Here is a 13,585-nt window from a genome sequence, read left to right on the forward strand (position 1 = left end):
CCGAACGAGTAGTTATGCTCATGCTTACTTAATTTTAATTATGCAGTTTCCGTATACGCAGGTAAGCTAAAAGTTCTTTTGGCCGGTCGGTTTGTATGATGCGGGCACCGTGGTTAATGATCCAATCCCAGCTGTCTTTGATGTTGCCATCTTCAACAGCCATATCATCCTCATGGCCGCCATTGAGGCTTGCCCACAATGAGTTGATCCATATTTTGGAACCATGTGTCGGTATAAAGCTATTTTTAACCAATACGTGCGAGGTATCGCTTTTAAAAATAAGCTCAAATGCTACAGGTTTAATTTGCTTTTGGTATTCATTAATTACTTGTTCGGCTTCTGGCTTATCCAGGCTTACTACCGGCATAAACGTAAGACTGTCCAATAGTTTTGGGTAACGGCTCCTTACTTCGGGATAAGCGGCTTCGGCTTTGAAAAGGGCCTGGTTTAGGGTGCCGGTTTTCTTGCAAATCTGGTAAGCTTCTTCGTAGTAGGGCAGGCTTTTATCCAGGTTTACCAAAACTTTGCCCTTGGCCAGCAGCATCACTTCTTCTAAGGTTGGGATGGTGTTGTTGGTTACTCTGCCTAAGCCGTTTTTAAGGTGAAATTTTCTTAGTTCGGCAAAGGTATAATCAGATGGTTTTCCTTTGCCGTTTGTTGTTCTGTCGATGGTGCCATCGTGCATAATTACAATTACACCGTCGCTGGTTTTGTTCAAGTCTACCTCGATAATGTCAACACCCATGTTAATGGCCAGCTGATATCCGCGCAGGGAGTTTTCCGGCGCGTTACGCCAATCGCCACGGTGGGCGGTAACCAGTACATTTTTATCGTTAGGGTTATGGAGCTGCTTTATGATGTTGTCAACCTGCGCCTGTGATAATATGCTGCAAAATAATACAGGGATGGCAACAGCAATTGTTTTTAGATAGTTATTCATTCGGTAGTTTTTGTACAGGCCGAAGATACGGAGGAAGTGTTAACCCAACATTAATCCGCTAATTAATGCAGGAAAATCGCTCTTAGATTCCAATTTCGCGTTTTTTTGGCTAAAGCCGGCTTTTTGGGCTGCTGCCATTGACCGTTGGCTAAAGCCAAAACGGCAATGAATTAAAAATCAGATTGGCAAACCATTTGAAAATTCATTGCCGTCCCCATTTATGGGGCGGAAAAAAACAATAAGCAAGGTGACTTTAGCCAAAATGAACTATCAAAGTCTGAAATTAATTTCCTCGCCATCTAATGACCGCCCCAAATCTCCTGCACTTCTTCTAATGATTTGCCTTTGGTTTCTGGCACCATTTTGTAAACCACAAAAAAGGAGAGCAGGCAGCAGGCCGAGAAGAACCAAAAAGTAACCGCCGGACCTATCGATCCTAAAAATATAGGTGTAAGCTGGCCAACAATGGTATCGGCTACCCACATGGTCATGATGCTCAAGGCCATTGCCCGGCCGCGTATTTTGGTAGGAAAAATTTCAGACGCGATCACAAACTTAAGCGGACCGATAGAAAACGCAAAGCAGGCCAGGAATAGTATGATACTTGCAACCAGCATAATGCTATCGGTAACGCCGGTATAAAAACAAACCCCGGTAAAAAACAAGCAAACCGTAGCGCCTAAAGCACCCACAATATACAAAGGCCGGCGGCCCATTTTATCTACCTTCCAGATGGCTATGAGGGTGAAAATGAAGTTGGCCAGACCAAAAATGATTTGCCCTAACAACGCGTTGGTAATGTTTATCCCTGCATCGCTTAAAATGCGGGGGCCGTAGTAAATAACCGCGTTGATGCCGCTGAACTGCGAAAATAAAGGCAGCAACAAACCAATAATTAAAGGCTTACGCATGGCTGGCGCAAAAACTTCTTTATACGATCCTTTCTCCTGCGCATTTATATTTTTGATTTGAAGTGCATCTTTTTCAGCCGCTTCGCCGCCGTTTATTTTGTTTAAAATGACGATGCCTTCCTGGGTTTTTCCTTTTTGAATAAGCCAGCGTGGGCTTTCGGGCACAAAGCAAAGGCCGGTAAAAAACAACAGGGCGGGTATTACACCTAAACCAAGCATACTGCGCCATACTTCTTTCACCAGTATCAGGTTTAAAACATGCCCCAGGCCGGCACCTTTATAATGGAGCGAAAGGCTCAGCAAACCCGAATTGGTTAAATAGGCAACCAAAATGCCCGCGGTAATAGCTAACTGGTAAAACGTAACCAGGCGCCCCCTGATATTTGTAGGGGCTATTTCTGATATATACAGCGGTGCTACAATAGAAGCTACGCCAACGCCCATGCCGCCAAGCATGCGGGCCAAAATCAGCAAAGTAAAGCCGGATGATAATGCCGAACCTACAGCCGATAACAGGAACAGTATAGCCGATAACATCAGCATTTTTTTGCGGCCAAGGCGATCGCTTAAGTCGCCAGAGAATGCTACTCCAATAATACAACCTATTAAAGCCGATGATACAAACCATCCTTCGATAACATCTGAAAGCGCGAACTGGCTTTTAACAAAGGGCAACACGCCCGATATTACCGCCATATCAAACCCAAACAGCAAGCCCCCTAATGTGGCCACCAAAGTAATAGCCACCAAAAACAAGGTGGACCTGTTGTTTACAGATTTTAAGCGCTCCTTACTCATAAAATTGGTTATATATCGGTTTAGTATAGTATTCGTATTAGCAGCATTCGTCCTTAACAAAGGCTTTAACTACTTTGGCTTTATTTTTACCTGTGTTTTTAAGCATGTATTTAACAGCATCGGCAGGTATAATAAAGGTTTCGGCGTAGTGAATTACCTGTTGCAGGCCATTGGTTGTTACCGTAATACTTTCGCCCTCAACAAGGCTTAGTACATGGCATTGGTTATTGGTGTATTCTTCAATTGCGGTGTCAAATTCAAACCGCTCCACGGCGTAAAAATGATCGGGATGGGTGGTCAGATTTATCAGCTGCCAGTCGTCACCCCGTTTTACTACGGTTTGTTTTGATATCAGTGTATCGGCAACAACTTCGCCTTTGCGGCCGAAGTCTAAATTTTCAAATGCCCTGTCGATATTCAACGTACGCGGGTTACCGTTCAAATCCGGGCGAAGCCAATCGTACATTTTAAAGGTAAAGATATAGGGGGTAGCGCTTATCTCCAGTACCATATTGTTTTTGCCCGAGCAGTGTACCGTGCCGTTAGGGATCAGGAACAGGTCATGTTTTTTGGCCGGGAAGATCTGCACATAATCACCAATCTCCACCGGTTCGCTGTTCTTAAAACTATCTTCTAAAGCTGTTTTGAACGCTTGTTTATCAATATTTTCCTGGAAGCCTAAATAAACTTCGGCATCTGGCTTGGCGTCGAGTATGTAATAGGTTTCATCCTGTGTAAAATCTTCGCCAAAATTCTGTTTGGTATAGGCTACGGTAGGGTGGCATTGCAGGGAAAGATTGCCGCCATCAAAAGTATCCAAAAAGTCGAAACGGATAGGGAAGGCGTCGCCAAATCTTTCGGCTGCTTTGCCCAAAATAGCTTTGCTGTTGTATAAAAACAAGGTATCTAACGATACCTCCAGCATGGTATCCTGGTATTGCAGGATGATGCCGTTTTCGGGAGCAATAAGTTCAAAGGACCAGGCGTAGTTTACCACATCGGTATTTAAACCGTCGATATTATCTTTTATCCATTGGCCGCCCCACACGCCTGGCTCAAACCATGGCCTGGGCCTAAGCATATTGCGCGACATGTTTTTTAAGGTATCGCGTAAGGTTTTGCCGGTTGCCCAGCTGATGTCATTAATGCGTTGTTCGTCAATTATGATATCAACTAATGGCAGCAGTTGTTTTTTGTGTTTGTTTAACAAAGGCCACTCAACAAAATAAAAACGTTTGTATTGAATTTTGGGGTCTGCGGGTAGTCTATCGCCAAGGTTGCATATATTGTTGGCCCTTGAACGAAACTGGATCTCGTTTTTAGGAACGTCAATGTAGAACATAGCTGCATCCCAGTTAGCCAATGCGGCCCCGCTGCCATATATGATGTTGAGCTGCCCTTCAATGGGTTTTAAAGCGTTTAGCTTTGCGCAGTCGAAAAAATCAGAAAGATTGCCTTCATAAATTTTGCCGAACAGCGGGTCATTCCCACCCATAGCAGGGGAGATGATTTGATTGATGGCGTCTTCAGATTTAAAAGCGGTATTACTGTTTATCCAATTTACATTAACGCCTTTTCTGTGAAGTTCATCATTAAGTTCGCCTACAAAAATATCCCAGTACACGGCCGAGTAACCGTCAATTACCACATCTTTTCCCTGGGCTATTATCCAGGTTGCAAGGCTTTCAAAGCCAGTGTAAATAGGTTCGTTAATTTTAAAGGTGGGGTAGATATCATATTTGGTATCGGTAGATGTTTCTTTGTGAGCTGGAATAAGAAACTGCCTGGTCGATCTCAAATCCTGTTGGTCAACTTTAAAACCGGCATTTAAAACAGAATCTTTACTCATACAATCATTATATGTCATAATGTGCAAACATATTGTATTTCCCTTAAATTCCAAATAGCGTTTGTTATTTAATAAAAATTTAACTGTTGCGCCTGCTCTCTACGGTGTAAATAAAACTTTCGGCCTTATAATAGCCCAAATTGTACTCCATCGGCCTATCGCCCTGGTCAAATACAAAACGCTTTCTGAATAGCACGGGGCTACCAGGGTCAATCTCCAGTTTACCGGCAATCAGTTTATCGGCCGCTTTGGCGCTGATCTCTTCTTTAGATAGATTGGCCACTACAGAGTGATCATTTTCAAGCATTTCGTATAAAGGCTTTTTAAAATCCTCGTCGCCTGTAAGGCCAATCCTGGGGTGAAAATAGGATACAAAATATACAAAAGCCTCGTCGGCATTGCCGCGCAATCTTTCCAGCTTGATGATCTTTTTTTCGGTTTTGATATCAAAAAAATTAGCTATAAAATCATCAGGATACACCCAGCTCACATGCAATTCATAGTTCTTAATAGGGATGCCACGGGCCTGCATTTCTTGTGTAAAACTAAGCCAATTCATTGATTTTGAGCTCATTTTTGATTGAGCTACCTTTGTGCCAAGTCGTTTCTTTCTAACAAGCAGCTCTTCATAAACCAATTTGTTGATGGCCTGGCGTAAAGTGGTGCGGGATATAGCCAGTATTTTGGCCAGGTCAACCTCATTTGGGAGTAATTTGCCCGATTGATATTCGGGCTCTTTTATCATTTCACGCAGCAGGTTTTCGGCTTGTATATGAAGTGGTACGGCGCTTTTATGATCGATAGAAAGTTTCATATCCCGGTATTTGTAAAGGTTTTATAAATAATATGTATTGCAAATTAAATCATTATTTAATGAACATGATAATGTTTATATGTATATACTGTTCTTTTATAAAAAATAGGCCCCTCTTTAAAGTGTTGTATATTCCAGTTTATAGCTAAAATGTGCTTTTTTGAAAAAAAACAGGTGCAGAAAATTTGGAATCTATGTTTATGTTTTTATGTTTGTACATATATGTAATTGCATCCGGCACTTACATTATTATAAACCACATAAAACTAAACATCCCGTTTGCATGAAATTAATTTTGCCCGTTTTTATTTCCTTGTCTTTATTTTTAGGCTCAAATGTTAATGCTCAGGTTGGCAGCCAGTCAGCTCTTGCTAAATCTATTTTAGCCGATAGCCGCTTAGATACCATTCAGGCCCGCGCTGTAAAATTGCTTTCTGGTTTCTCTGCGGGTACCTCTTATAACGAAGTCTGGATTCGTGATTTTAATACCTTTATTAAAGGTTCATTAAAGGCGCACCCAAAAGAAGAAGTGAAAAATAACCTGCTTATGTTTTTCAAAATCCAGGGCGAAGACGGCAATATTGTAGATGGGGTGGTAGATAGTGCCAAAGCCAATGTTGGGTATAAGTATCGTTACTCTCCGCTACTGCGTGGTTGGGCGGCACATAAAAACACGGTTGAAACCGACCAGGAATCGTCATTGGTACAAGCGGTTAAAAAATACATTGATGTTACCGGCGATAAAACTATTCTTCATGAAGTTATTGGTGGCAAGAACGTGCTGGAGCGTATGGAAGATGCTTTTATTTACCTGCAAAAAGACAGATGGTCAAAAGAATATGGCTTGGTTACCGGGGCCACTACTATTGATTGGGGCGATGTACAATCAGAAAGTGGCTGGGGTGTAGCTATCAATGATAAAACAAAATGGACTATTGATATTTATGACAACGCCATGTTTGTGAAAGCGTTGCATGATTTTGAAGCCATGAAGCCGAAGGCTTATAGAGAAAAACAAAATTGGAGCGAAGTTGCGGCGACTACTTCAAAAAATGTACGCAAATACCTATGGGATAAAACTACTCAAAAATACACACCACATATTTACCTGAATGGAAGCCCATTCTCGCCCGATTTTAATGAAAAAGAAATCCTGTACACTGGCGGTTCAATATGCGCTATTATAGCCGGATTTAATACGCCTGCCGAGGTTAAGGAAATAAATAGGCAAATGATGGCCGCTGCAGGTAAAGAAAAGCATGCCACCATAGGTATAACGGTTTACCCGCCATATCCGGCCAAACAATACCCCAACATGCAGCCCTACAATTACCAAAACGGGGGCGACTGGACCTGGTTTGGCGGCCGTATGATGGCCCCGTTGATTAGTTATGGCTATGTAAAAGATGCCTACGCCGAGTTATCGCCCATGCTGGATAGGGCGCTGGCCAATAAAGGTTTTTTTGAATGGTATGATGTGCAAACAGGAGCACCCAAAGGTTCTGGTGATTTCAGGGGAGAAGCCGGTGTTTTGTATGACGCTATCACCGTTTTAAAGCAATGGGCTACTAAAAACAAATAAGATATTACAACCTATCACATCCTTTAAACTATTGAAGTAAAAACGGGCCGCGAAAGCGGCCCGTTTTGCGTTAAGCGACAAAAAAAGCGTGGTAAATGCAATATAAAGTAACTTCTTAAAATATTTTATAATGTATCTACATTTAATAATATGATTTGATGCTTAAAACAACAATTAAGACGATTTTTCAAACCGATCTGTAAGAGAAAAGTCCATTTAAAGCACATATTTACAGGTAAATAAAAAATTTAAGTAAAAAATTTTGTTTCTCATTTTTTAATATGTAATTATGTATACACAAATAATAAAAATATAACTTAACCTTTACTCAAACCAATTATGAATGAAAGAATTTTTACCTATTTAAAGGTGAAGTACCTTTGTTGTTTAATGTTACTACTGGCACTGGGGCAGGTTTCCCGGGCGCAAACTTCGTTTACCGTAAGTGGTAAAATAGTTGATAACAAAGGGCTGGTGATGCCCGGAGTTAGTGTAACCATTAAACACACAAAAATTGGTACCATCTCTACCGTACAAGGCGATTATACCATCAAAGTTCTTAAACGGGCAGATACACTTGTATTTTCCTTTTTAGGTTACGTTAAACAGGAAATCGCTGTTAATGATCGGCGCACTATTGATGTAGTACTACTTGATGACAAAAACGACCTGAACGAGGTTGTAGTGGTAGCTTATGGTACGCAAAAAAAGGAAAGCATGGTAAGTGCCATCACTACCATTAACCCAAAGGAGCTTAAAGGCCCAACCAGTAACTTAACTACCATGCTGGCCGGTCGTATAGCCGGTTTAATATCGTATCAACGCAGCGGCGAACCCGGTGCCGATAACGCGTCTTTTTTTATCAGGGGTATCACCACGTTCGGTTCTGGTAAAATAGACCCGCTCATCCTGATAGATGGGATGGAGTCAACCTCAACCGCGCTGGCTCGTTTACAGCCTGATGATATAGCCGGCTTTTCCATCCTTAAAGATGCCGCCGCTTCATCATTGTACGGCGCCCGTGGTGCAAATGGTGTTATTTTGGTTACCACCAAATCGGGCAAGGCGGGCGATACTAAATTTAACGTGCGTTTTGAAAATTCAACATCGTCAAATACGCAAAATTTTGCCCTGGCCGATAATATCACCTACATGAAACTGGCTAATGAAGCTGCGCTAACCCGTAACCCGCTTGCTCCGCTGCCTTATACGCAAAATAAAATTGATAATACCCAGGCCGGTAATAACCCGTTGCTTTACCCAAGCAATAACTGGATAGGGCAGCTTATTAAAAACTACACCAATAACCAAAGGCTCAATTTAAACCTAAGCGGAGGTGTTAACAAGGCGCAGTATTATATAGCAGGCACCATTAACCAGGATAATGGTGTTTTAAAAGCGCAAACGGGTAATAATTTCAACAACAATGTAAGTTTAAGAAGTTATGAGATCCGCTCCAACATTAACGTAAAACTTACCTCGTCTACTGAAGCTATTTTAAGAACATCCGGCGACTTTGATGATTACAATGGCCCTGTTGGTGGCGGCGGGCAGGTATTTAACAGCGCTTTGAATGCCAACCCTGTATTATTCCCGGCAACTTTCCCGGCTTCTAACCTGCCATTGGTAAAACACCCTTTATTTGGTAATGCGGCGAGAGGGTCAAACGGCGATGTATATGATAACCCTTTTGCCGATATGGTATCTGGCTTTCAACAATACAGCACCTCTACCTTAAATGTTCAGCTTGAATTAAAGCAGGATCTTAAATTTATTACCGAAGGCTTGTCTGCCCGGGGAATGGTTTATACCCAACGCTACTCATACTTTACCGTGAGCAGGCAGTATAATCCTTTCTATTACGCGGCAAGCCCATCCATTAACGATCCAAGAGGCTATGTGTTAACTTTACTAAATGAAAACTCGGCTACAGAATACCTTAATTATAATGAAGGTGCCAAAACGGTAAATACCACTACGTACGGCGAGGTAGCCCTAAACTATAACCGCACATTTAATAAAGTTCATAATGTAAGCGGTTTACTTATTGGTATTCAACGTAATTATCTTACCGGTAATGCCGGCGATCTGCAATCGTCATTGCCATTTCGCAACCAGGGCGTATCCGGCAGGTTAACTTACGGGTATGATAACCGGTACCTGTTTGAAACCAATTTTGGTTATAACGGGTCCGAACGCTTTGCAAAAAATAACCGTTATGGCTTCTTTCCGTCTGTGGGTGTTGCCTGGAACGTGAGTAACGAAAAATTTTTCTCGGGCTTATCAAAAACAATCAACAATTTAAAATTGCGCGCCACTTATGGTCTGGTGGGTAACGACCAGATAGGTAACCCCAACGATAGGTTCTTTTACCTATCCAATGTAAACCTTAACGATGGTGGCTACGGATCATATTTTGGCGAAAACTACGCCTACAGCAGGCCGGGTGTTTCTATTTCAAGATATGCCAATGATGGCATCACCTGGGAAAAATCAAAGAAAATCAACTTAGGGATGGACCTTGGCTTATTTGATGCCCTAAACATCACTATTGATGCTTATAAAGAACGCCGCAGCAATATATTAATGCAAAGGGCTTATATTCCGACAACACTGGGCTTAACCGCTCCCGTAAGTGCCAACGTAGGGGTTGCCGAAGGTAAAGGCGTTGATGTTGCTATGGATTATAATAAAAGCTTTGGCAATGCCTGGTTGCAAATGCGTGGTACATTTACCTACGCGGCCAGTAAACTGTTGGTTAATGAAGAGCCAAATTACCCGGCAAATGAACAATACCTATCGCGGGTAGGGCAATCATTAGGCGAAGTTTATGGCCTTGTTGCCGAGCGTTTGTTTGTTGACGACGCCGATGTTAAAAACTCGCCCAAACAAAATTACGGAGAGGTAAGAGGTGGCGATATCAAATACCGGGATTTAAATGGCGACGGACAGATCACCGACCTGGATATGATTAACGGCCTTGGTTATCCAACCACGCCCGAGATCATTTATGGCTTTGGCTTCTCCTTCGGCTACAAAAATTTTGATATCAGCACCTTTTTCCAGGGATCGGCCAGGTCGTCGTTCTTTATCGATCCAAACGCCATATCGCCATTTGTGGCTAATGGCCCTTACCAACATGGTTTGCTTGATGTTATTGCTAAAGATCACTGGTCTGAAGATAACCGTAACCTGTATGCATTATGGCCCCGTTTAGGCTTAACAGAAAATGCCAACAACAACGAGCCGTCAAACTGGTGGATGCGTAGCGGTGCTTTCCTGAGGATGAAAACCGCAGAGATAGGTTACAGCATTAAAGAGCGTGCGCTGAAAAAATTCCATATATCAAGCTTAAGGATTTACGCCAACGGTACTAACCTGTTCCTGATAAGCGCCTTTAAGCTTTGGGACCCTGAGCAGGGCAGCAATGGCCTGGGCTACCCGGTTCAAAAGGTGTTTAACGTAGGGATAAATGTTCAGTTATAAGCCTGTTAAAATTTAAATCAACATGAAATTGTTAAATATACATACCCGATTTTTAAATTTCTTAAGTCGAAAATATGCGGGGCTTGCTATGCTGTTTTTGGTAATGGTGGGCATATCATCCTGTAAAAAAAGCTACCTGGATGTAGTGCCCGATAATGTTGCCACTATTGATAACGCCTTTGCTAACCGTAACGAGGCCGAAAAATATTTATTTACGCTTTACGCTTATCTGCCGCAGGATGGCCAGCCCGATAAAAACCCTGCCTTTAGCGGAGGTGATGAGGCCTGGACTTATTGGCCGATGAATGCCGAAGATTACACCTATAATGATCCGTATAACATTGCACGCGGTAATCAAAACAGGGCCAATCCTTATATGAACTACTGGGATGGTTACGATGGTAAATCGCTTTGGCAGGGTATAAGGGCCTGTAATATATTTTTAGAAAACTTAAACAACGTAACCGATTTGCAGCCCTACCTGAAAGCACGGTGGATAGGCGAGGCTAAGTTTTTAAAGGCCTATTTTCATTGGTACCTTTTCCGAATGTATGGGCCTATACCAATTGTAGATAAAAACCTGCCCATTACCGCAACGCCAGAGCAACTTAAAGTTTACAGGCAGCCGGTTGATACTGTAGTAAACTACATAGCGAGGCTCATTGATGATGCCGCCGCGGGTGATGCCAATACCGGTTTGCCGGCAACTATTACCAGTACCTCAACCGAGCTTGGCCGTATTACTAAAGTTGCCGCGCTTGCAATTAAAGCCCGAGTATTGGTTACAGCGGCAAGTCCGTTATTTAATGGCAACACCGATTTTGCCGGTTTAAAAAGCAACGGTGGTAAGCTGCTTTTTAACCCAACGTATGATGCCACCAAATGGACCCGTGCCGCGGCGGCCTGTAAAGCAGCTATTGACGCGTCAACAGCGGCTGGTTTAAAAATATATTATTTTAACCCGGGTATTGTTGTGGTTAATGATGCCACCAAATTAGAAATGAATATCCGTAACGCGGTTTGCGAAAAGTGGAATAGCGAACTTATATGGGGCTTAACATCAGGGGGTAACCCAACCGGCGCACTGCAGCAAAGGGCTTGTCCGCAGTTAGATCCAAACAATATTAACCTGAATATGATGGGTAAAATGGCGCCGCCAATGAAAATGGCCGAACTGTTTTATACCAAAAACGGTGTGCCCATTGAGGAAGATAAAACCTGGGATTATGCCAACCGCTTTAAGTTGCGTACAACTACAGCCCAGGATGCAGGCATGCAAAATGGTTACCAAACCGTAGGGCTGCATTTTGACCGCGAGGCGAGATTTTATGCCGATATGGCATTTGATGGTTCAACCTGGTTTATGAAAAATGGTACGTTCAATATTCAAAGTGAATCGGGGCAGTACACAGGCAAAAAGCAAAGTCGTTTGTATTCTATTACCGGCTATTTTACAAAAAAGGTGGTGAATTGGAATTTGGTTTATACATCAACTAATACCACTGTAGAATCGTACCCCTGGCCGGAAATGCGCCTGAGCGACCTGTACCTGTTATATGCCGAATCGTTAAACGAATCGGGTAACTCGGCTGCCGCTCTGCCATATATTAACCAGATACGGGCAAGGGCCGGCTTAAATTCGGTAGAAAGCTCATGGACTAATTTTTCAACCAATCCAACCAAATACACTACTGTTGAAGGCTTGCGCGATATCATCCGCCAGGAACGCGGCATTGAAATGGCGTTTGAAGGCAGTCGCTTTTGGGATTTGCGCCGTTGGAAAACCGCGCCGCAAACGCTGAGCGCTCCAATTTATGGCTGGGATATTTTGCAAAGCACGCCGGCAGATTACAACCGTAAGGTGTTGTTATATAACCCGCAGTTTGTTGCCCCACGAGATTATTTCTGGCCTGTTAAGGAGTACAACTTGCAGGTTAATCCAAACCTTGTTCAAAACTCTGGCTGGTAAAACTAAAGATGTTGTCAACAAATAATTATATCCATCAAAAATATAAGATAATGAAAAAGATATTATTTATCTGCGGCATTGGTTTGGGCGTGTTTGCCATTAACTCATGCAAGCAGGATAAACTTGGTCCCGTTACAAAGGATAATGTTGCACCAGGCCCCGTAAGCAACGTAAAAATTGAAAACCTTCATGGCGCGGCAAAACTAACTTACCAGGTACCCAGCGATGCCGATTTATTATACGTAAAGGCATCTTATATCACAAAAAAGGGAGAGGTGCGCGAAACCAAGGTAAGCAGGTACAACAGCGATTTAACCGTTGTAGGTTTTGGCGATACCAGCGCTTACCAGGTAACCATGTACGCGGTTGATAAAAGCGAAAACGTATCGAGTCCCTTAGTGGTTACGGTACATCCGCTTACACCATCGGTAAAAATTGTACGTGATAGTTTGGTGGTAACGCCCGATTTTGGCGGCATCAATGTTAAGTTTTCAAACAGTACCGAGGAAAGCCTGGCTATTGTTGTTTTAACTAATGACTCGCTTAAGCAATTCTCACCCATCAATACCGACTATACCAGCCTTAAAAAAGGTGATTTCTCAACCCGTGGTTTGCCATCAACCCCAACTAAGTTTGGTGTATTTGTGCGCGATAGGTGGGGTAATTTATCAGATACACTGATAGTTACCGTTACGCCTTTGTTTGAACAATTGCTTGACAGAACCCAAATGAAGGGCGTGGTATTGCCAACCGATGCGCCGTTGGGCTACAATGGTAACATTGCCGGTCTATTTGACGGTAACACACAGGACGGTTTTTACCATAGCGGTGATGCCGCCCGTATGCCGCAATGGTTTACTTATGATATGGGAGTAACCGCCAAATTAAGCCGCCTGGCCTGGTTTATGCGCCCGGGATACTTTTACACCTTACATAACCCGCGTGTGGTAGAAATATGGGGATCAAACAACCCCAACCCCGATGGCAGTTTTGATGGTAGCTGGACACTTTTAACCACGCATACCCAAATTAAACCGTCTGGTTTACCAGAAGGACAGCTTTCGCAGGCCGATATTGATGCCGCCAATGCCGGCGAAACAATCACATTCCCGTTAAATACGCCTAAGGTGCGCTACATCAGGTTTAAAACGCTGCAAAACTGGTCGAACGGTACTTATGTGAATTTTTATGAGATTATGATGTGGGGCGATACACATTAATTAACCATCAATTTGA

8 protein-coding genes are annotated in these 13,585 nt (G+C 42.8%); 4 read left to right on the top strand and 4 right to left on the bottom strand.

The genetic code is table 11. The annotated features are described in order from the left end of the window. Positions 1-34: 34 nt before the first annotated feature. The 4 genes from QWZ17_RS20170 to QWZ17_RS20185 form a co-directional block, all read right to left on the bottom strand. On the bottom strand, positions 35-940 hold the full coding sequence (locus tag QWZ17_RS20170) for a glycerophosphodiester phosphodiesterase family protein (RefSeq protein WP_290307109.1): 906 nt from the start codon (positions 938-940) through the stop codon (positions 35-37). Between the two features lie 299 nt (positions 941-1,239). Then, a complete protein-coding gene (locus QWZ17_RS20175) occupies positions 1,240-2,649 on the bottom strand; it encodes a sugar porter family MFS transporter (protein WP_290307110.1) in 1,410 nt (469 codons plus the stop codon). Between the two features lie 37 nt (positions 2,650-2,686). After that, on the bottom strand, positions 2,687-4,498 hold the full coding sequence (locus tag QWZ17_RS20180; RefSeq protein WP_290307111.1) for a class I mannose-6-phosphate isomerase: 1,812 nt from the start codon (positions 4,496-4,498) through the stop codon (positions 2,687-2,689). 79 nt (positions 4,499-4,577) lie between these two features. After that, complete coding sequence (locus QWZ17_RS20185) at positions 4,578-5,312, bottom strand: GntR family transcriptional regulator (RefSeq protein WP_290307112.1); 735 nt, start codon at positions 5,310-5,312, stop codon at positions 4,578-4,580. A 283-nt stretch (positions 5,313-5,595) separates the two neighbouring features. Between QWZ17_RS20185 and QWZ17_RS20190 the strand changes: the two genes are divergently transcribed. The 4 genes from QWZ17_RS20190 to QWZ17_RS20205 all read left to right on the top strand — a co-directional run bounded on the left by QWZ17_RS20190 (position 5,596) and on the right by QWZ17_RS20205 (position 13,569). Next, positions 5,596-6,894 (top strand): MGH1-like glycoside hydrolase domain-containing protein, encoded by a 1,299-nt coding sequence (locus QWZ17_RS20190; protein WP_290307113.1) that lies wholly within the window; start codon positions 5,596-5,598, stop codon positions 6,892-6,894. A 339-nt stretch (positions 6,895-7,233) separates the two neighbouring features. After that, on the top strand, positions 7,234-10,380 hold the full coding sequence (locus tag QWZ17_RS20195; protein WP_290307114.1) for a SusC/RagA family TonB-linked outer membrane protein: 3,147 nt from the start codon (positions 7,234-7,236) through the stop codon (positions 10,378-10,380). A gap of 22 nt (positions 10,381-10,402) precedes the next feature. Beyond that, positions 10,403-12,349 carry a RagB/SusD family nutrient uptake outer membrane protein gene (locus QWZ17_RS20200; RefSeq protein WP_290307115.1) on the top strand — a complete coding sequence of 649 codons (1,947 nt, stop codon included), beginning with the start codon at positions 10,403-10,405 and terminating at the stop codon, positions 12,347-12,349. Between the two features lie 50 nt (positions 12,350-12,399). Beyond that, a complete protein-coding gene (locus tag QWZ17_RS20205) occupies positions 12,400-13,569 on the top strand; it encodes a DUF5000 domain-containing lipoprotein (protein ID WP_290307116.1) in 1,170 nt (389 codons plus the stop codon). Positions 13,570-13,585 lie beyond the last annotated feature (16 nt).

The organism is Mucilaginibacter flavus, assembly GCF_030409315.1.
Taxonomy (GTDB): Bacteria; Bacteroidota; Bacteroidia; order Sphingobacteriales; family Sphingobacteriaceae; genus Mucilaginibacter; species Mucilaginibacter flavus.